This window comes from Ruegeria lacuscaerulensis, assembly GCF_013034745.1.
In the GTDB taxonomy this organism is placed as follows: Bacteria; Pseudomonadota; Alphaproteobacteria; order Rhodobacterales; family Rhodobacteraceae; genus Ruegeria; species Ruegeria lacuscaerulensis_B.
Genome location: NZ_WQGP01000011.1, coordinates 67,438 through 85,953 on the forward strand (window position 1 = coordinate 67,438; position 18,516 = coordinate 85,953).

Consider the following 18,516-nt stretch of genomic DNA (forward strand, 5'->3'; position numbering starts at 1 on the left):
CAAATCCGTCGCTTTTTATAGCCGGTTTGAGCGCAATTGGAAATCGCAAATAACGAAGGCGTCTGGCAATGAATAGCGCGCGGAAACAAATGATAACAGCTGGTTATGCGGACCTTCCTTTTGGCATTCATTCGCAATGTAAGGCTGATTGTGTTGGGGTTATGGGCGTTCCGAGCGAAGTTAACACCGGGCCCCGATCCGGCACCTCTCTGGCACCCGATGCGCTGCGCAAAATGACTGCCCAACTTGGGATCGGACTGCCTGTAGATGGTCGGGATCTTGGCAATCTGGACCTGTCAGGGGATTGGCCTGCCGCGTTGGAACAACTTGTGACGCAAATGGTGGATCACGGTGTTGTACCCGTTGTCTTGGGTGGCGCGTCTGATGTCGCCTCGGGTGTGCTGGGGGCCTTGCCTGATCTGCCAGTTGTCGCGGCCATGCCGTTGGCCCGGCGTGATATCGCGACGCGAACAGCCAACACGATCTGGGTGGGATTGAACGGCGATCAACCTGCTGGTGTCTGGGATCTGATCAGCCAGCGCAAGATGGATTGGCGCACCGCGCGGCAGTTGGATGAAGGGCACGGCGACTATTCTGACACGCCCGAGCGCGCTGTCTTGTGGATCGACATATCGGTCATTGATCTGGGGCATGCAGCTGGCAGCGTCGGCCTAAATCCCGGCGGGATGAAACCTGAAACGCTGGTTTCCGTCATTGGTGCCATGTCCTGTAAATGGCAGGCGATTGTGATCACCGGCCTTGCGCCTGCGCGCGACACCAGGGGAATGTCGGAACTGGCGGCGATCGAAACCCTGAACGCGGCGTTGCACAATGAGTGAAGCGGCGCAAATACAGTTTGACGCGATCCCCAGTTTTCTGGGCGCATCCATTGGCGATCTGGAAGATCTCGTGCCCGGTCAGGTCGCGATTGCAGGCTATTTTTGTGACAATCTCGCCCGGCCATCGGCAGGGCAACGCTATCTCGCGCGCCAGCTTCGGTATGCGTCCTGCCCCACAGTAACACCCGCGAATGCAATTGACCTTGGGGACGTGAACGTCTTTCCGCTAGAACCTGACAAGCATTTTCTCGCAGTTGCCTCGCAATGTGAATCGGTTCTTGAAACCGGTGCCCGCATGGTGTTGGTAGGCGGCGATTCCAGCGGTTTGGAAGCGCTTGACGTCGCCGCAAGACAGGTCACAGGTGCGGATGTTCCCATCATTGGGGTCAATGGCGGCGCAGTGAGCCATTTGCCCCGCACCCAACCGGTCATCCTGTCTGTGGATTTACAAGAGCTTGCGGGCAAATGGGTATCGCACCCGCATCGCCTGACGGGAATGTCACCAGCACAAATGATCGCGCAAATTGACGCCACCCCGGGCGATACCATCGCGGCTGCGGTTTTTGGGCTTGCCCCGGAACTGGACAACCGTGGCAAGGCTGAAACCCGCGCTGCACTGGCGATCCTGCAAGCGGTCACAGCTCGTCTTGAGAAAGGAGCAGGCTGATGCCTCTACGTTCGGCCCCGTTGCCGCGCATGGCAGGGCATCTGTCGTTCATGCGCTCTCAGACCAAAGCAATCGGCGACGTCCGGTCTGGAGATCTGGCCGTACTGGGCATCCCGTTTGAAGATACAAACGCACCTCATGCAGGGCAATCTCTGGCGCCGCGTGCATTACGCGAAACCTCGGTCTATTTCGGTTGGCACGCAAATCCACAATTCAGTCACCCCGTAGATATCGATGCGCGTCAGGATATCAGTACCGATGGCCTGCACGAGCGGCTTTGTGATCTCGGAGATATTGCACCGGGGTCCGAAGATGCGATCCACGCGGCCTTGAAGGCGGCCATGCGTCAGATCAGCGACAATGGCGCCTGTGCAATCTTTTTGGGCGGATCAGATCGCATGTCCGAGACGGCGCGGAGCGCGCTCCCTCATTGTCAGACAGTGCAGCTTGGCGGTACACCAGCCGATGCGCGCGATTTTCATATTGCGCCCTTGCCGAACGGAACGACCACGCCGGTAAATAGAGATACTGCCGCGCAGCGTGCCGCGTTTTCAGAGTGGCGGGATCCATCAAAGCCGTTGTTTGTTCGGTTTGATCTCTCGGTGTTTGAAACATCGCTCAGTGCGCTTTGTGATCGGCCCCGTTTGGGGGGCTGCGATCTTGCGACGGTGGTGCAATGGCTTGAGCTTTTGGGACGGCACGAGGTCAGCGCCATTATGTTGACCGGTCTGAATCCGAACCGTCCCGGAATGGGTGTCGTGAAGGTTGGCCAACGCCTGATGGTCACGGCTCTTCTGGCGTTTATCTATGCGCGCCTCGGCTTTGGGATTGATTTTCCGCGCCGCCAAACTTCCAAGGAAAAAGTACTGACATGACTGCAGCGATAACGACATTTCTCCCGCCTCTGGCACAACCGGGGTATCGGCTGTTTGATGGGCCTCTGCTCGATGCCGCCGACGTCCGTCCGGGCCAAATCGGTGTGGTGGGTATGCCCAGCGATTGGACACATTCAAGCCGGCTCGGAACCAGGTTTGGTCCCGAGGCGCTGCGTAAGGCAACGACGGTATTGCAATCCATGCGACCGCAGGGGGTCAGTTTTGATCCAGATACGGGCCAAAGAAGCGCAACGGCCAGCGACTGGCTCGTGGATTGCGGGGATGCAGTGATCACCCCTGAGGATGTAGACGCAACCACCGAGGCCATTGCCGCAATGACCGAGGCGCTGAGCGTTGGAGGGGCGATCCCTCTGGCACTGGGCGGTGATCACTATAATAGCTTCCCGGCCTGCCTTGGCTATTCCCGTGGGTTGGCCAAACGCGCACCAAATGCACGTTTTGGGTATATCCAGATCGACGGTCATCTGGATTTCTCTGACCGGCTTGGCGCGTGGGGCAGCCATAACCACGCAACCAATGCCCGTCGGATTTCCGAACTGCCCAATGTCGACGTGTCCAATATGGTTTGGGTCGGGATCACCGGTTGGGTCGACAGCGGTGAACTCGCCTTGATCGAAGAGCAGGGCGGTCGGGTGTTTTCGGCTGGCGACGTACATAAATTGGGGACGGCAGAGGCAATTCGTCAGGCGTTGGAGCATGCCATGAAGGGATGTGACGAACTGTATCTGTCAATCGACATCGATGCGATGGACGCTGGCTACCTCCCCGGCACCGGCTCAATCGTTCATAGCGGTATTACACCGCGTCAGTATTACGATCTGCTGGATGGGCTGGCCGAGGCCCCGTTGGGTGGACTGGATATTGTTGAGGTGTCCCCTCCTCTTGATCCGTCGGAGCGTACCGAATTTCTGGCTGCAGAAATGTTGTTCCGGATCCTGCGTCGCTTCCGCACACAACCTGTGACCGGGGCGGTGACAGAGCAATGATGGACTACAAAGGAACAGAGCAGCTGGGTGGGTTTTCCCATGCAGGAAAAACACTTGCGCCCGCGACACGGCCCTGGATCACAGACCTGTCAGCGCTTTGCCCTTACGAGGGCCTGCAACCCGGGAACCTACCGGAATTTGAACGCGACCCGAATTGGGACAACTGGGCGCTCACCGACAGTCCCAAAGACCCGAACCTGCGCCTGAACTGGCATCTATTTGAGGACGGTGGAAGAAGATTGATGGTCGCCGACCGGATGCTTATGAGCCGCGTCAGCTGGCAGGATCTGGATGATGCGGGGTATGTCCATGGCACAGAGCTGTCGATTGATGGACGCCTGTTTCGCTGCCGGTTGCTTACGGGGGGGGATACGCCCTGTAGTGACCCTTTTCAGGGGGCGACGCGCCCCAATGAATGGGATGCGCTGGTGGGGGGCAGCGGGGCGTTGAACGCTCCGCAACCGGACCCGGCCAATAGTACAGCACCGCTTTGCCCGGATCATCTGACCTCGCCTCATAACCGTTTGTGGAACTGGTTCGGCGCGGTCAGCTGGACCGCCGAACCGGTTGCCAGACGGGCCGATGGGCGGGTGTGCAGGGGCTATCATGGCCCGACCTATTTTTACGTGAATACTGTGGACCACCGGCATGAAGATATCGGGTGGCGACCAGTTCTTGAGGAAGCGCTATGACTGCAAACCCCTTTGCCAACTTTATCGCCGGATCATGGGTTGCTAGCAGCGACGCGGCCCCCAATGTCAACCCGTCCGACCTGAACGACACGATCGGCGAGTATGCCCGGGCAAGCGCCGATCAAACGGTTGACGCAATCGAGGCCGCGGCCGCGGCCCTGCCGAATTGGCGCAAGACATCGCCTCTGGTCCGGTTCGAAGCGCTCGACCGGATCGGGTCGGAAATCCTCGCCCGTGTAGACGAGCTGGGCGATATGCTGGCCCGCGAAGAGGGCAAAACCTTGCCCGAAGCCAAGGCCGAAGCGCATCGCGCCGGGCATTTGTTCAAATATTTCGCGGCTGAGGCGTATCGTGCGACCGGCGACACCTACCAATCTCTGCGCGAAGGTGTGTCGCTAAATGTTGTACGCGAGCCAATCGGCGTTGTGGGCGTAATCACGCCCTGGAATTTCCCACTGGCGATCCCCGCATGGAAAATCGCACCCGCTCTGGCCTATGGCAATACGGTTGTGTTCAAACCTGCCGAACTGGTGCCCGGATCGGCATGGATGTTGTCCGATATTATTGCCCGTGCGGGCGTGCCTGAGGGGGTGTTCAACCTTGTGATGGGAAAAGGCCGTGAGGTTGGGGAGGCAATCGTTACGCACCCCAAGGTGTCCGGGGTCACATTCACCGGTTCCACACCCGTCGGTCGCCATATGGGGGCGGCGCTGTTTGCGCGAGGAGCGAAAATGCAGCTGGAGATGGGGGGGAAGAACCCCTTGATCGTGCTGGATGACGCCGATCTGGATCTGGCGGTGCACTGCGCCGTTCAGGGCAGCTTTTTCTCAACCGGACAACGCTGCACAGCGTCTTCCCGCCTGATTGTGACCGAGGGCATTCACGACGCATTTGTTGACCGTCTTTGCGCGGCAATGAAAGACCTTCGGATCGGTGATGCGCGCGCTCCGGAAACCCAGATTGGTCCGGTCGCCAGTGAAGCGCAGCTCGCCATCGACAAACGATACGTGTCTCAGGCTGTGGATGACGGTGCAACGCTTGCCGCAGGTGGTGGCGAGGTCAAATCCAAAACAACCGGCCATTACTTTGCGCCTGCGTTGTTTACGGATGTGTCACCCGACGCAGCCGTGGCACGAGACGAAATCTTTGGGCCCATCGCCGCCGTGTTACGCGTGCCGGATTACGACGCCGCCCTGGCCACGTCCAACGACTGCGAATTTGGATTGTCCGCAGGAATTGTCACGCGGGATCCCGCCAAAATCGATCACTTCTCGCAGAACGCCGAAGCAGGCATGATACAAGTCAATCTGCCCACCGCCGGCATGGATTTCCACGCACCCTTTACGGGCCGAAAGGGATCCTCTTATGGTGCACCGGAAAAAGGCAGCTATTGCCGCGAGTTTTTCACGGCGGCCAAGGTTGTACACGCGGGGCGCGGATAATGTCGCAGACACCTTTGAAGGGCATTCGTGTTCTTGATCTGACCAATGTCCTTGCCGGTCCGTTCTGTTGTCATCATCTGGCGCATCTGGGCGGCGAGGTTATCAAGGTCGAAGCCGTCGGTCGGGGCGATCTCGCCCGCCAACTGGGGGCCGACCCAGAGCTGAACAAAGTCAACATGGGCGTGTCCTTTCTCGCCCAGAACGCGGGCAAGAAATCGGTCACGGTCAACCTCAAGAACCCACGGGGTCGAGAGATTTTTCTGAAACTGGTCGAAACTGCAGATGTCGTGGTTGAAAACTTCCGGCCCGGCGTCATGACGCGCCTCGGCGTGGGCTACCAGACCCTGAAAGAGGCCAATCCGACCCTCATCTATTGTGCTATCTCCGGCTTTGGCCAAGAGGGCCCGTGGATACGCCGCCCGGCTTATGACCAGATCATACAGGGAACCTCGGGTGTGATGTCGATCACCGGGGATAGCGACAGCGCGCCGCTGCGCGTTGGATATCCGGTGGCAGACACTGTGGGGGGCATCACCGCAGCCTTTGCGATTTCATCTGCTCTGAACGCCAATCCGCGCGGCACCTTTATTGATGTGTCGATGCTGGAATCGGTGCTGGCGACAATGGGCTGGGTGGTGTCGAACTATCTGATCGCCGGCGTCAATCCGACTGCCAATGGCAATGAAAACCCCACTTCGGCGCCTTCCGGTGCGTTTGAAGCGAAGGGCGGGTTGATCAACATTGCCGCAAACAAAGACCAGCAATGGGAGCTACTGACGGACCACCTGGGATTGGCCGCGCTGCGCGAGCGGCCTGAATATGCCACGCGCGAGGATCGCAAACGCAATAGGCTGGCTCTGAAAACTGAGCTGGAGACCGTGTTGAAGACCCGGTCACCGCGCGACTGGGCCAAGGAACTCAATAGCATTGGTGTGCCATCAGGAGCGGTTTTGACAGTGCCGGAAGTATTGGAAATGCCGCAGGTTGCAGACCGCGGTTTCCTCGACCAGTTTGAAAACGTCCCCGGCGTCGGACGCGACATTCAGGTTGCCACGACCGGGATCAAATTGGACGGCAGCGCGCCCACCGTCGATGCACCACCGCCCACATTGGGGCAGCACAACTCTCAAATCTGGAGCGAGTTAGGTCTTTCACCGGAAGACATTGAAAAACTGGCAAAGGATGGCGCGATATGACGGACCCCGCAGGACGCAATGACGCCGATGCCATTTGCCACTGGTGGCGCACCGAAATTATCGACATGGCTCCGGGGCGGATCGCCTTTCGCGGCCACCCGATCCAGGACCTGATCGGAAACGTCAGCTTTGCTCAGATGATCTGGCTCATGGTGCGCGGCAATTTGCCCACGCCAGAACAGGCGGCGCTTTTTGAATGCGCGCTGGTGGCGGGCGTGGATCATGGTCCGCAGGCGCCATCGATAGCCGCAGCGCGTATGGCCGCGACCTGTGGGCTGGGGCTCAACAACGTCATGGCCACCGGGGTCAACATGTTGGGTGACGTGCATGGCGGCGCCGGTGAACAATGCGCCGAGCTTTATTTCGACGTCGCCAAACGGATGGATGACGGCGCTGAACAGGAAGTTGCCGTCCGCGACGGTATCGCCGCCTGGTGTGAGGAAAATGGCAAGATCGTCTCGGGTTTTGGCCACCGTTTCCACAAGCCCGTCGATCCCCGCGCACCGCGATTGATGGCGTTGGTACGCGAGGCCGCGATGTCAGGCACTGTAGAAGGGCGATTTGCCGATATCGGTGAAGCTATACAGACGGAAATCGGACGTAAGCGCGGTGCCGATATCGCGATGAATATCGATGGGGCCACGGCTGTTATCTTTTGCGAATTGGGGTTCCCGGCACCGCTTTCCCGGGGATTGTTCTGTCTTTCCCGCTCGGTTGGCGTCTTGTCTCATGGCTGGGAACAGATTCAACAGGGCGGGCGGAACAAGGGGCCAATGCCGCCGCGTTATCTGCCGGAATATATTGGTGTCAAATCGGAGCGCTAACCCGATGACCATTGATGGTGCGAACGCCTAAATTCACACCGAACTTGGCATTGAAGCGCCACTGGCGTGTGGACTGTTTTGCCGGTCTCGGTCATTGGGCATCCCCCCCTAGAAGCAGACCCAACATGTTAGTCTGAACAAAGATTCACTTCTTTGGTGTTGTCTTTGAAGGTATTTCAATCCAGGCGAGAATCGATACATTTTCACGCTTGTTCTGACGTCAGCGAAGCGCACCGAGCTGCCATCGCGACAAGCGCGGCGAATTCACACTTGGTCCGCGATGCGTGAGTTTGTCGATCGCTGGATTTCGCAGTCGCAGCTAAAGTCCGGTCTGGTGGGCCGCACCGCAGCGATGCGCGCCCTCGGTCAACGGCAGCAAAGGGCCGATCTCCTAACAAGTTGTGGAAAGAAATTACGGGATCACCTTAGATCTCAGCGTTATCGCTCAGATTGAACCAAGTTGGCTATGCTAGTTCGCTGATCATCGATTTCAGATGGCGCATGTCGGTACCGCAGCATCCTCCAAATACTTGGATCGACGGATTCTGCCTCGCAATCGCGGCAATCTGTTTACCAAGTTCAGCTGGATCGCCTTCGTCCAGCTCATCTGCTTCGTCAAGTTCCGCATGCGAGCAACTCGAAGCGTTCGCCACAAGGCCTCTCAGCCGGGGGTGGTTGCCAAGCGCTCCGGCGAAATGGGTAGGGTGAGCGCAGTTGACCATAAAAAACAGCGCCGCCGAGTCGGTTGCTGCGTCGATCTGGTCAATTCCGTCCACAAGTTTGGTCCCGTCTGCCAGGCACCCGTCTGTCTCAACAACCAGAGACATGATGATCGGCAGTTCAGCGTCCCGGGCGGCGAGGATGCATCCCGCTGCCTCGCTTGGGCGGTTGAATGTATAAGCGGTGACCAGATCGAGGCTTGTGTCTTTCAGGCTGTGCATTTGAGCGGCGTGGTATTGACGTGCATCTTCGACGGGTACCGGCGGGATGTCGGCGTAAGGATCATGGCGCGGGCCGATGCAGGCCGACACCAGTACATCATCGCGAGCGGCAGCTTGGCGCACGTCTTCCATTAGACTGACCGCATCTTTGTTTACTTCGGCGAGCCGCTCTGCATCGTACCCCAAGGGCGCTGCCCGGTCGGCGTTCGCCATCCATGTGGGCGCATCAAGGATGCATCCGACATTCATTTCACGGGCCAGATCGACAAGAGCCTGCATTTGACCGGCCAGTATCACCCTGGTGCCAGGTTCTTCCAGCAATGGAAACGACGCGAAACCGGGAAGCTCAATTCCATGATTGAAAATCAGGTCGGTGCCAGTGCCGGCGTAAACCAGAAAGGGCTTGTTACCTTCGAGTGGGAGCTGTCGCGCCATTCTGATCCACGCCTATTGCCGTTACCTCTGCACAAGAAACCTACTTTGTCTCGGGCCTCCTGTGAACCTTAGGACTGCGACAGGGTGTATTCCGTCACTCTGATCCCCACGCCAGGCCAAACACCAGGTCATGTCTCGGTCGAAATCACCAGTGGCGACCGGCGCGCTCTGATTACAGGTGATGCAATCCATACAACCGCCCAGTGCTGGCATCCCGAGTGGCATTTTATGTTTGATTCCGATGCTGAGATGGCCGTGACATCCCGTCGGAAACTGTTGGAAAGCGCCTCGGAAACGGGATGTATTGTGCTGGGAAACCACTTCGCTTTGCCGTCTATTGGTCGGGTGAAGGCGGACAACGACGCGTTTCGCTGGGAGGACTAGCCCAGGTTGTATTTTGATGTGCGCGGGTCTGTTGTGGGATGGCGGCTGACGTGAAAGTTCGACGCGCCGCGCAGCTTACAGGCAATGATCGGCGAAACTAAATCTCGAACCCATTGGGCTATGTCACATTCCCTTGAATTCTTGTTTCACAAGCTTTCTCTCTTCACCATTTTGTGAAAGCCTGAAGCAGTTATGAGTGACAGAGTGTGCAATTTTCAGAAAACAGTGGTTCTTTCTGAACTCCAATCAGCTCTCTTGGACGGAATTTGTGATCACTGCGAGGTGACAAGTTCGGAACTGGCCAAGAGTGGAGAGGTGCTGGAAATATGTGGACAAGAGTACTGTTTCGATTATGAAACCGGTGTGTCCACGGAGACTGAAATTTTGTTGTGCCCCAGCTGTCACGAGGCAAACCATCTGGACGCGCAGCGACAGCATAACCCTTGCCACATCTCTGCAAGACGCAGCCGGGAAAACATGGGTTAGTCGATGGGTTCAGGAGGCGAAGCTTTGGAACGGTTTTTGCAAGAACCATCGCTGGTCCAATTTCGGTAGTCTGACAGACCAAGCTCGTCCCACATCCAGCCGAAATCATACTCAGCCACCGGAGAGCCGGTCTGGCGCGCGCTGCGGTTTTCGATTGTCTTCAGCCAGTCTATGACTTTCTTCCTGCCCGCCGTGCTGCGAACGGCCTGGCGCGGGGTCTTGCCATCCAGGGCAGGAATCGGCTGGTCAAGCGTATCGCGGTAATGCTGTTCGAGATATTCGTGGGCCATCTGACGGGCAAGGGCACGGGGGATGTCCTCTTCTTCTGCCACTCCGTTACTCGTGCTGTCATCCGCCATCATCTGTTCGGCGGTCTGGATTGATGTCAGCGGAGATTTCACCAGGTCGCCCAGGAGGTCCCGGACCAGGGCTTCGCCGCGTTCAGCGCGCGCTGTAGAGCTCACAGAAAGTGTGAGTGTCCGACCTTTCAGATCTAGGGACCCAAGCACGGAGGCCCCTGACATTGATTTGTCCAACACGAGGCCGGTGCCGTGCTTGGTGCCGGACGGGGTGTCGAGGTCAAGCCAGGTCCAATCCTTCTGGCCTGAGATCACGAGTTCTGCGGACTGTGTTAGCTTTTCAGATACCTGGCTTTGCGTCACTTTGCTGGCGAGGGGGAAGCGCATGTCGTGAAAGAGCAGGTTGTCGCCATCGCTGTTGCTGATTTGTGGTGGTTCCGGATCCAGTAGGTTCGGCAGATGTGCGAAGAGCCAGGCATTGGTGAAGAGGGGTGCGGAACGGTGTAGCTGATCCTGTGTCAGCCTCAGTTCAACGTCGGGGTTCAATTTCAACACGGAGCGGAGCCCGTCTTCAAAAAACGCGACGGTGTCGGGGTCGAATGGGAGCAGCGCCCCCGAGATCACGTTATAATCCCCCTGTGCGACAACCCGAGCTGCGATGCGATCCCATCGCTGCAGCATCTGCGTCGCGCTGTGTTCCCGGACGGTAACCGGCTCTGCGTCCGAAAGCATGTTGCGCAAGACCATGGATCTGCCGGGGTCTACCTCGCTCACCTCATAAAGGCTGACCGACGCGTCCCGCAATCCTTTGATATAGGCGCGGGTCTGCGCACTCTCCTTGGAACCGCTCCCTTTCAGATAAGCATCCGCAGCGTTTTCGGCGTCCGCTCCGAATGTCCTGCCCAGCAAATCTTCCAGGCCACCACCCCACAGGACCATCGGCCAATCCTCGCCCAGCAAGTCGCCCAGATCCTCGAACTCAAGATCGAAGGCCTCGAGCGCTGGCAGAAAATGCTCGTCCAACACATCAGCGAGCCGCTCATGCCAAATCTCGTCACGGGTGATAAACCCGATGAGCCCACCAAGATCGTTCCCCGTTGTCATCTTCAGCTTCTCCCTGTTTGCCGGACAGGGGCGATTTAGCGCAGATTGCAACCGCCAGCCAGCCCACACGCGTATGCAGACCTGCGTTACATGGAGGGACTTGTCATGGCGAATGCTATGTCTTTGGCTCCCGCCCAAAAAGCTCTGTGAAAAGCTTTTCGGAGCGGCGCAGGCCTTCATCGGTCAGTACCACCGATTTTGCCTTTCCAACCGGGTCCAGGATCAATCCGTTACGGTGCAGGCGATCAAGCGCTCCCCAGTCAAAGCCTTAGGGCCGTCCTGAACCCAGCGAATTCGGGGATGTTGCGAGCCGCTTCGACGACGGGTGTGAGCCCAACTAGTGGATTCGTCAGGGCGTTTCCGCCGGTATTCTATGATTGCTAAAAGATGGTGGTGCTGATCGCTGTCGTATTAGATTTTCCGCAAATATGCCCAAGAGACGTATCCCTTAAGCTTGCGCGCGCGCTCCAAAGAGACGCGGCACCAACGGGTGCCACCGGTCTGCTCACAGCCGTGAACTCGTAGTGCGGTTCCATTTGGAAGACCAACGATCACATTGAACCCTGTTCCAGGCCCACTGCGCATTTTTAGCATGTCACCGTCTTCGACGCCAAAAACCTCATATGTTCCGAGTGACGCGGCCGCCGCCGGTTTAACGTCCATGACGACCCCCAGGAACAAAGCCATTAGGGGTAAAAAGATTGCATTGCGCATCGCGATGTCCTGCTTATTGCCTCAACGACAATCGTAGCAACTCGGGTCACCAAGAGGAACAACTCCAAGACAGAAATGTAGGTGATACCAAAGCTTCAAACGCTACATTTCTTCCAAATGGTGGGGAACCCTGGCCCAGTTGGGGGCATCTTTCACAAAAACCTTGCTCGTTGGCTTGAAGTTGTTTGGCTCATCCAATGTCCCAGCCGCAATGCTCGTCAATCCGAAGGCTGTCACGCCCCACAGGCCTGATCCGCAGGTGCCACAAAAATGCTTGATGACAGGTCGACCTTCCTTTGAGGTCTTCTCAAAGGTCCGTGGTTTGCCTTTCAGCAGCTGCAGGTCTTCCGACTTTATCATGTACCCGGCATAACCGTCCGTTCCGGTCATCGATAGGCAATCACTGCAAAAACACATGAGTTGCATTACTGCGCTGCCAGTGACCTGGTATCGAACCTCACCGCAAAAACATCCGCCTTCCAAGATTTCAGCCACGTTGCCTTCATCCTTCTATTTCGTTTTGCAAGATATGAGAAAACCGTACCTACTCTGGCCAGTGGTCACAACGGTTCCAGCAGCGGAATGTGGAATGGTGCCAATATGAGCTCCTGTACCTGGATGGGTACGAGGCAAGCATCAGACAGATTGAGTTGTCGAATGTTTTCATCACGGTTCTGAATCCTTGCCAATTGACTGTTCCAGCAAAGTCATTGGACAGACGAGCTTTATTGATCGACAATCGCGTCATGGAGCTGACAGACACCACACCTGTGCACCTGATCCATGTGGACCCTGAGATCAACATGGCGCGGTTCTATGGCATCGAGTTGCAGCCGACGTTGTTTGGGGAGGTTTCAGTGCTTCGTACCTGGGGGCGTATTGGCACGAACGGGCAAGCCATGATGGTGACGTATGATGACGAAGCCCTGGCTAGTGAAGCGCTCCACAATCTCGAAAAGCAAAAGCTCCGTCGAGGGTATGTTCCGGTCGGTGAGTGACTTCGGGCTGCAGTCTGTTTCTGTGGCAAATCCCGAGCCTTTCGGCTCGTGAGCAGGCTCTAGGTTTCAGCCGACGTATCGGCTTCCACCCAGAACACCCCAGAATGATCTCCCTGTCCCAGTAGCCCCTGACCCGTCTCTTGCGAGCCGGGGCAGGGGCTTTGGGTCATGGTCGGTCCATGCCGTGGTGATCTGCCCATTCGGGTGACGGTCCCTTTTGCGCTCACGCAGGATCAGAGATCCTTTGTCCTTTCCTTGTGGGTCAGGCGGGATTTGGACAAGCCAAACGCTACCTTCCGTAAGGGGGAAGGCGCGGCCTCCCCCCTCGGACAAGACAAATAGACAATACCGTGTCCTCGCGCGCCTGCGCTGCGGGCCGCACCACTCTTGTCGATTGGTCCTGTCTCGCCCCTCTCCGCGTTCGCCACGGGGCAGGTTTTAGAGACGACGCCCTTTCAGGGCTCGGCTCAAAACCAGCACCAAAGGGGATCAACCCCAGAGGTCGCACCACAAAAGGAGAGACGGTTTTGGACATTGAAAAGACAAAAGACATCGACACTGACACCAGCCTGCAGGCGGCAGAGATTGCGACCCAGAATGACCTATTTCGGAAAGCGCTGATCGATCCGACTGCGGCAATCGAGATGCATTCTAAGGGAATTCAGGGTCAGGTATTTGTCACGCCCGGCGTGTCAGGTGAAGGGATGGAGTTCCAGACTGCAGCTTTGGCAGCGGTGGCGTCGGATGACCAGTTTGACGAGGGCAATGACCCCTATGGCGATCACACCTTTGGGGCGGTGACAGTCCGTGACCAGAAGCTGTTCTGGAAGATCGATCTTTACGACACGGACTACACGTATGGGTCCGACCGGCCGTTTGACACGTCAGTGACGCGCCGCGTTCTGACCATCATGTGCCCCAGCGAATACTGATCTCAATCCCAAACCGGAAAGGAGGTGAACACCATGAGCAATGAAATCTTGCAGCAACGTATCGCAGAAGCGTGGGCGCTAATCAGGAAGGGCGACAATTTCCACATCGCGCGCCGCTTCCTGATCCAACACGCAGCCATCTAAACGGCTCCGCTCTACCCCGGAAGGGGTAGGGCACCCTTAACACGATCTCAAACACTCAAACAAGGATTTGCCCCATGAGCAAAGTCGAAACATTCACCGCACCGGAAACCATCGAAACCGTATCCCTGTCCGATCTCTACCTGTCTGACATCAACCCACGACAGGAGGTTGGTGAGGAAGGTATTGCACTTCTGGCCGACAGTTTGGTTATGTGTGGCTTGATCCAGAACCTCAGCGGGTTGCGCGATACCGATGGCAAAGTCGCAATCGTTGCCGGTGGTCGCCGCCTACGGGCTCTGAACATCGCCGTGACTGAGCGCGCTGATCTGGCACAGGTTCCCGTTAAGGTCACGGACAATCCCTTCGTGGCTGAGCAATGGGCCAATGCGGAGAACACCGCCCGTGAAGAACTGGACCCTGTGGACGAGGTCCGTGCTTATGGCAAAATGGCCGAGAAATCTCTGTCTATTGCCAAGATCAGCAATGCGTTTGGCGTGACCGAATCCCATGTGCGCCGCCGCCTCGCGCTTGCCAGTCTGCCCGCCGCCGTTCTGGATGCGCTCAAAGCCGGTGAGATCAGCATGGGGCTGGCCAAGGCCATGACCGTCAGCACCGAAGAAGAGAAAATTCTGGAGGTTCTGGAACGGGCCAAAGAATGTCGGTGGTTCAGTGAGCATGATGTCAAACAGGCACTGACGTCGGAGGCTGTTAGCAGCACTAGCCGCAAGGCCGTATTTGTCGGGCAGAAGGCTTATGTTGAGGCGGGCGGCACCGTCACCGCTGATCTGTTTGCCGATGAAACCCTATTCAATGAAGGCGCGTTACTGGATCGTCTGTTTGCCGAGAAACTGGCGGTAGAAGCGGAAAAACTGCGCGACGCGGAAGGCTGGGACTGGGTGGACACCCATGAGGAAAGCTACATTCCCTATGGGTTCTCGGGTACGAAAGACATGCACCGTTTGGACATGGTGAGCCGGGACTTCACCGAAGGACAGGCCGAACGGTATGACGAACTTGCCGAACTCTATGAGGGTGAGGCTCTGGACGCGGATGGTGAAAAGGAGCTGGCCGCGCTTGAGGACTATACGGCGCCGTTCTATTCTGACGCGCAGCGCAAGCTGTCCGGCGTGTTTGTCTATGTCACCAACAATGGCGAGATCAAAACATCCCCGGCCTATGTCGCGGCGGAACATGTTCAGGCTGCCATTGAGGCTGGTGTTCTGGCCCCGGTCAAAGAACCGGAGATCAAGGAAGAACCAAAACCAGTTTATTCGCAGAAGTTCATCGACGACATGGTGGCGATCCGGCTGGCAGCGGTTCAAACGGCCCTGCTGGACAAGCCTGATTATGTGTTGAGCCTGTTTGCTTTCTTTGCCACCCCGGCCTCCGGTCTGAGCAGCAATCTGTTTGGGTTTGGCTATGGTGGTGCCGAGCGGAACACACCCGAGATCGATGACCAGTTCATCCTCGACCCGCGTCTTGGCGGAGAACGGGATGAAGCGGCACAGGCAGCCTATGACCAGTTCCACGAGATTGCCGCACAAGGCAGCGTGGAAGCGTTCAAAGCGTTTCGCGATCTGGGCAAGAAGACCCGCAATGGTGAGATCACGGGTTTTCTGGCCCGGCGGTTTCTGACCCAACGCCCGGAGTTCATGGCGGAGATCGAGGCTGAGATCGAGGCTGACATGCGCGCGATCTGGACCCCTTCGGCTGAAAACTGCTTCAAGCGTCTGAAAGGCTGGCAGCTGGATGATCTCTACAAAGACCTGCTGGACCTGCACATCGACGCCGACATGTTCAAAGCCTTCGCGAAATCCAAAAAGGGTGCCAAGAACGAGGCGCTGCACAAGCTCTTCAATGATCCAGAGCATCAAAAGGCACTGGGCGTGACCGAGGCACAGAAAGCCCGGATCGATGCATGGGTGCCGGATTGCTTCTGAAACTGGCAGGGCAGGGCGCAACGCGCCCTGCTTTTCAGCAATGATTTTTGATTTTAGTTCAATGGTATAGGTTGTTTTGACTTGAAAGGTTGTAGCCTGTAGGCTACATATAGGTATGATAGAAATTCGTAAGACGGACCTGTTCGACAAGTGGCTCAAGGGCCTGAAGGACCAAAGGGCGAGAGCCAGGATCTTGGTTCGCATCACGCGGTTGAGCCTGGGCAATCCCGGTGATGTGAAACCGGTTGGTGAAGGTGTGAGTGAACTGCGTATCTCCGAAGGGAAGGGGTATCGCGTTTACTATGTGTCGCGCGGTGACGTTTTGATCGTTTTGCTGTGCGGGGGAGACAAGTCATCCCAGCAAGCCGACATCAAAACCGCCAAGGCGATGGCAAGAGAGTTGGAGTGAAAAACATGGGTGTCAAAACAACGAAGTTTGAAGCGGCTGACTATCTGGACAGCCCGGAAGCCATTCAAGCCTATCTTGAAGCGGCTTTTGAAACCAGCGACACGGCGCTGATCGCGTCGGCACTTGGCGATGTTGCCAAGGCCAAAGGTATGTCGAGTGTGGCCGACAAATCTGGTCTGTCTCGGGAAAGCCTCTACCGCGCACTTAGCGAAAATGGCAATCCCGAGTTTGGCACGGTGCTGAAAGTGCTGAGCGCTGTGGGTGTGACGCTCACCCCGAAAATGCACGTGAATTAACCCACTTTAAAGGCTATCCACCATGTCCACCGATGCAGCTCCGTCTACGGTTGAAAAAGCCGCCCGCCGCGTCTGGAAATCCGCGCAGATGTTCGTCGGGTTTCATACAGACCAGAAGGGCAAGCCGCGCACACAGCCGAAGCTCTGGCCGCCAAAAAACGGGAGCGCGTCGATCCATGGTGATCCCAGCGCGCAGGAGGCCATCGTGGTCGTCAAAGCCGCTGATCCGGACGAGGTACAGGACGTGCAGATCAAGCTGCACCCAAACCGCATTGTTGTGCGCCGCGATGCAGATGCCTGGTGGCAGGGTGTCGCTGTAGATGAGCATACCGTGACGGTCCGAATGGCCGACAACACGATCATCGAAATCCGCCATGACGGATCGGTGAAGCGGCGCTCGGCAGAGGACGAAACCCATGTTGAAGCAGATGGCAGCATCTTCAAGTTCACGGAATTTGCCGAGGCGCATATGACGGGTGACGGGGTGGAAATGACCCGCCGCACAGAGGATCGCATTGCCACGATCACAGCTGACGGTGTTGTCGATCGCGCGCGCAAGCGTTAGCCTGTAAAGAATACCTCCAGATTTTCCTTTGGTTAAACTCGTGGCCCGCTTCGGTGGGCCTTTTTCTTGGCGTACTCATCACTGTATCTGCCCGTGCGCCGGTCTCGCCCCGCGACAGCGCTTGAGAGAGTTCTTGCGGATTACCGGGGCGTCCTACCGAACCCGCCAATCCAAATTGAGTCCGGCTGTTTACCTGATCCGCACAAGCACGGACCAGGGCCGGACCGTCCGGTCTTTGGCCTCCGCCAGTTGGATAGGGCGGTTTGCACCGTCCGTCATTCTTCATCCTTTGCGACGACGGTCATACCGACCCAGAAGGGCAACCCCCAACTTAGAACTGAGCGCCGCGCCTGTGTCGGATCGAGGTGATGTTGCCGCCATCAAAGACATCGTTTTGTTCAGATGTTCCGCGCGCAGCGATCCCAGAAAGCCTTGCCTTTCACCAGGTCTGACAGTTTCAAGTACGTTGCCGGAGAAGATCCTCGGCTGCGGTGTTTCTGAAGGGATGAACATAAGCGGGCAGTCGGGGAAGACGCGCGGCGCCCGGGCCGGGCGCCGCGCTTCAACAAGGAATGTCCCCTGCGCCTGCGGCGCATTCCGCGCGGATCAAATTCCCTGCTGACATCCCCTTGATGCCCGCTTTTCCCTTGTTCATCGAAACACGCCATAGCGAGGATCAAACAATGGCAACTCAAACTCTGAAACTGAGCGTCAAGACCGGTGAAAAAGAAGGCAAGACATTCTGGGATCGATGCGGGGTGCTCTTCGTCAATACCGATGAGACCGGCACCATCACCTCGATCCAGGTCAAGCACAGCATGTTCCCTGGCGTTGAGATGGTGGCCTTCCCGAAGCGCACCGATGACGATCCCGTCACCGAATGACGGGAGGGCAGGGCGGCGCAAGCCGCCCTTTCTTCTGCTCCGGCCGCAGGCCGGACCACATATGCGCCACAGGTGGCGCGCGGTCCTAAGACCGGGCAGGGGTGCCGACCTGCCCCAATGCGGCAGCAGACAACCCTGCCACACCCGCCGCGAAAGCGGCGGGACATTGAGCGCGCTGAGGCGCGCGGAAAATGCCATACTGACCTTGAACGTGCCGGTATGTGACGGGCGCTGTTCGGGCAGCTCCCGCTTTGCGTGATTGCCCTGCGCCGGTCCACCGGCACCCACGCCTGCTGGCTGGAAAAGGGGCAGGACCCTTTTCCCGGCGTGGAGATTGCCTCCAAGAGCAAAACTGTTCCGGGGGCAATTTGAGAAAATACGGATTTCTAAAATCACCCCCGGTTTCCTCTTGGAGAGTATGACAGGATAAGGTAGTTGTGTTA

General features: G+C 57.4%; 20 protein-coding genes and 1 pseudogene. 16 read left to right on the forward strand and 5 right to left on the reverse strand.

Annotated features, from left to right (window positions below; genetic code table 11):
• The first annotated feature begins 161 nt into the window (after positions 1–161).
• Genes GOV79_RS19755 through GOV79_RS19790 form a run of 8 tightly spaced genes read left to right on the forward strand, consistent with a single transcriptional unit; the run spans position 162 to position 7,542 of the window.
• Positions 162–839, forward strand: coding sequence for an arginase family protein (locus GOV79_RS19755; RefSeq protein ID WP_170474326.1), 678 nt, complete (start codon positions 162–164; stop codon positions 837–839).
• Positions 832–1,506 carry a hypothetical protein gene (locus GOV79_RS19760; RefSeq protein ID WP_170417821.1) on the forward strand — a complete coding sequence of 225 codons (675 nt, stop codon included), beginning with the start codon at positions 832–834 and terminating at the stop codon, positions 1,504–1,506. The genes GOV79_RS19755 and GOV79_RS19760 overlap by 8 nt, the downstream gene beginning before the upstream one ends.
• Positions 1,506–2,381, forward strand: a complete 876-nt coding sequence (locus GOV79_RS19765; protein WP_170417818.1) for an arginase family protein — start codon at positions 1,506–1,508, stop codon at positions 2,379–2,381. The genes GOV79_RS19760 and GOV79_RS19765 overlap by 1 nt, the downstream gene beginning before the upstream one ends.
• Positions 2,378–3,388 (forward strand): agmatinase family protein, encoded by a 1,011-nt coding sequence (locus tag GOV79_RS19770; RefSeq protein WP_170417815.1) that lies wholly within the window; start codon positions 2,378–2,380, stop codon positions 3,386–3,388. The genes GOV79_RS19765 and GOV79_RS19770 overlap by 4 nt, the downstream gene beginning before the upstream one ends.
• Entirely contained in the window at positions 3,385–4,080 is a 696-nt protein-coding gene (locus tag GOV79_RS19775) for a hypothetical protein (protein ID WP_170417812.1), read from the forward strand. Before GOV79_RS19770 ends, GOV79_RS19775 begins: the two co-directional genes overlap by 4 nt.
• Positions 4,077–5,522 (forward strand): aldehyde dehydrogenase family protein, encoded by a 1,446-nt coding sequence (locus GOV79_RS19780; RefSeq protein ID WP_170417809.1) that lies wholly within the window; start codon positions 4,077–4,079, stop codon positions 5,520–5,522. The genes GOV79_RS19775 and GOV79_RS19780 overlap by 4 nt, the downstream gene beginning before the upstream one ends.
• Positions 5,522–6,718: a CaiB/BaiF CoA transferase family protein gene (locus tag GOV79_RS19785; RefSeq protein ID WP_170417806.1), complete on the forward strand. Its 1,197-nt coding sequence runs from the start codon at positions 5,522–5,524 to the stop codon at positions 6,716–6,718. Before GOV79_RS19780 ends, GOV79_RS19785 begins: the two co-directional genes overlap by 1 nt.
• On the forward strand, positions 6,715–7,542 hold the full coding sequence (locus GOV79_RS19790; protein WP_170417803.1) for a citryl-CoA lyase: 828 nt from the start codon (positions 6,715–6,717) through the stop codon (positions 7,540–7,542). Before GOV79_RS19785 ends, GOV79_RS19790 begins: the two co-directional genes overlap by 4 nt.
• Positions 7,543–8,006: 464 nt before the next feature.
• Here the strand turns inward: GOV79_RS19790 and GOV79_RS19795 are convergent, their stop codons facing one another.
• Positions 8,007–8,918: a homocysteine S-methyltransferase family protein gene (locus GOV79_RS19795; RefSeq protein ID WP_170417800.1), complete on the reverse strand. Its 912-nt coding sequence runs from the start codon at positions 8,916–8,918 to the stop codon at positions 8,007–8,009.
• Positions 8,919–9,002: 84 nt separating this feature from the next.
• Between GOV79_RS19795 and GOV79_RS22540 the strand changes: the two genes are divergently transcribed.
• Positions 9,003–9,302, forward strand: a complete 300-nt coding sequence (locus tag GOV79_RS22540; protein WP_170417797.1) for an MBL fold metallo-hydrolase — start codon at positions 9,003–9,005, stop codon at positions 9,300–9,302.
• 482 nt (positions 9,303–9,784) lie between these two features.
• Here the strand turns inward: GOV79_RS22540 and GOV79_RS19805 are convergent, their stop codons facing one another.
• From GOV79_RS19805 to GOV79_RS19815, 4 genes and pseudogenes are all read right to left on the reverse strand, one after another.
• Positions 9,785–11,191 carry a DUF7986 domain-containing protein gene (locus GOV79_RS19805; protein ID WP_174819503.1) on the reverse strand — a complete coding sequence of 469 codons (1,407 nt, stop codon included), beginning with the start codon at positions 11,189–11,191 and terminating at the stop codon, positions 9,785–9,787.
• Between the two features lie 115 nt (positions 11,192–11,306).
• Positions 11,307–11,447, reverse strand: a pseudogene (locus tag GOV79_RS22655) (DUF6429 family protein); the annotation flags it as partial.
• Between the two features lie 155 nt (positions 11,448–11,602).
• Positions 11,603–11,854 carry an SH3 domain-containing protein gene (locus GOV79_RS19810; protein WP_408015525.1) on the reverse strand — a complete coding sequence of 84 codons (252 nt, stop codon included), beginning with the start codon at positions 11,852–11,854 and terminating at the stop codon, positions 11,603–11,605.
• Positions 11,855–12,007: 153 nt separating this feature from the next.
• Positions 12,008–12,400 carry a GFA family protein gene (locus GOV79_RS19815; protein ID WP_152460663.1) on the reverse strand — a complete coding sequence of 131 codons (393 nt, stop codon included), beginning with the start codon at positions 12,398–12,400 and terminating at the stop codon, positions 12,008–12,010.
• Positions 12,401–12,615: 215 nt separating this feature from the next.
• Here GOV79_RS19815 and GOV79_RS19820 point away from each other — a divergent pair, with 215 nt between their 5' ends.
• The 7 genes from GOV79_RS19820 (at position 12,616) to GOV79_RS19850 (ending at position 18,073) form a co-directional block, all read left to right on the forward strand.
• Positions 12,616–12,903, forward strand: coding sequence for a WGR domain-containing protein (locus GOV79_RS19820; protein WP_237215935.1), 288 nt, complete (start codon positions 12,616–12,618; stop codon positions 12,901–12,903).
• 527 nt (positions 12,904–13,430) lie between these two features.
• Positions 13,431–13,835, forward strand: a complete 405-nt coding sequence (locus GOV79_RS19825; RefSeq protein WP_152460664.1) for a DUF3768 domain-containing protein — start codon at positions 13,431–13,433, stop codon at positions 13,833–13,835.
• A 218-nt stretch (positions 13,836–14,053) separates the two neighbouring features.
• Positions 14,054–15,919 (forward strand): ParB/RepB/Spo0J family partition protein, encoded by a 1,866-nt coding sequence (locus GOV79_RS19830; RefSeq protein WP_170417794.1) that lies wholly within the window; start codon positions 14,054–14,056, stop codon positions 15,917–15,919.
• Between the two features lie 115 nt (positions 15,920–16,034).
• Positions 16,035–16,328: a type II toxin-antitoxin system RelE/ParE family toxin gene (locus GOV79_RS19835; RefSeq protein ID WP_170417791.1), complete on the forward strand. Its 294-nt coding sequence runs from the start codon at positions 16,035–16,037 to the stop codon at positions 16,326–16,328.
• 5 nt (positions 16,329–16,333) lie between these two features.
• Positions 16,334–16,624 (forward strand): addiction module antidote protein, encoded by a 291-nt coding sequence (locus GOV79_RS19840; RefSeq protein WP_152460667.1) that lies wholly within the window; start codon positions 16,334–16,336, stop codon positions 16,622–16,624.
• 22 nt (positions 16,625–16,646) lie between these two features.
• Positions 16,647–17,189 (forward strand): hypothetical protein, encoded by a 543-nt coding sequence (locus GOV79_RS19845; RefSeq protein WP_170417788.1) that lies wholly within the window; start codon positions 16,647–16,649, stop codon positions 17,187–17,189.
• Positions 17,190–17,872: 683 nt separating this feature from the next.
• Positions 17,873–18,073, forward strand: coding sequence for a hypothetical protein (locus GOV79_RS19850; protein WP_170417785.1), 201 nt, complete (start codon positions 17,873–17,875; stop codon positions 18,071–18,073).
• Positions 18,074–18,516: the final 443 nt, after the last annotated feature.

Coding starts and splice junctions, on each gene's coding strand:
- GOV79_RS19775 (WP_170417812.1), top strand. CDS start 3,385: ATGATGGACTACAAAGGAACAGAGCAGCTGGGTGGGTTTTCCCATGCA.
- GOV79_RS19770 (WP_170417815.1), top strand. CDS start 2,378: ATGACTGCAGCGATAACGACATTTCTCCCGCCTCTGGCACAACCGGGG.
- GOV79_RS19755 (WP_170474326.1), top strand. CDS start 162: ATGGGCGTTCCGAGCGAAGTTAACACCGGGCCCCGATCCGGCACCTCT.
- GOV79_RS19785 (WP_170417806.1), top strand. CDS start 5,522: ATGTCGCAGACACCTTTGAAGGGCATTCGTGTTCTTGATCTGACCAAT.
- GOV79_RS19765 (WP_170417818.1), top strand. CDS start 1,506: ATGCCTCTACGTTCGGCCCCGTTGCCGCGCATGGCAGGGCATCTGTCG.
- GOV79_RS19850 (WP_170417785.1), top strand. CDS start 17,873: ATGGCAACTCAAACTCTGAAACTGAGCGTCAAGACCGGTGAAAAAGAA.
- GOV79_RS19845 (WP_170417788.1), top strand. CDS start 16,647: ATGTCCACCGATGCAGCTCCGTCTACGGTTGAAAAAGCCGCCCGCCGC.
- GOV79_RS19810 (WP_408015525.1), bottom strand. CDS start 11,854: ATGGACGTTAAACCGGCGGCGGCCGCGTCACTCGGAACATATGAGGTT.
- GOV79_RS19840 (WP_152460667.1), top strand. CDS start 16,334: ATGGGTGTCAAAACAACGAAGTTTGAAGCGGCTGACTATCTGGACAGC.
- GOV79_RS19830 (WP_170417794.1), top strand. CDS start 14,054: ATGAGCAAAGTCGAAACATTCACCGCACCGGAAACCATCGAAACCGTA.
- GOV79_RS19805 (WP_174819503.1), bottom strand. CDS start 11,191: ATGACAACGGGGAACGATCTTGGTGGGCTCATCGGGTTTATCACCCGT.
- GOV79_RS19780 (WP_170417809.1), top strand. CDS start 4,077: ATGACTGCAAACCCCTTTGCCAACTTTATCGCCGGATCATGGGTTGCT.
- GOV79_RS19760 (WP_170417821.1), top strand. CDS start 832: ATGAGTGAAGCGGCGCAAATACAGTTTGACGCGATCCCCAGTTTTCTG.
- GOV79_RS19835 (WP_170417791.1), top strand. CDS start 16,035: ATGATAGAAATTCGTAAGACGGACCTGTTCGACAAGTGGCTCAAGGGC.
- GOV79_RS19790 (WP_170417803.1), top strand. CDS start 6,715: ATGACGGACCCCGCAGGACGCAATGACGCCGATGCCATTTGCCACTGG.
- GOV79_RS19795 (WP_170417800.1), bottom strand. CDS start 8,918: ATGGCGCGACAGCTCCCACTCGAAGGTAACAAGCCCTTTCTGGTTTAC.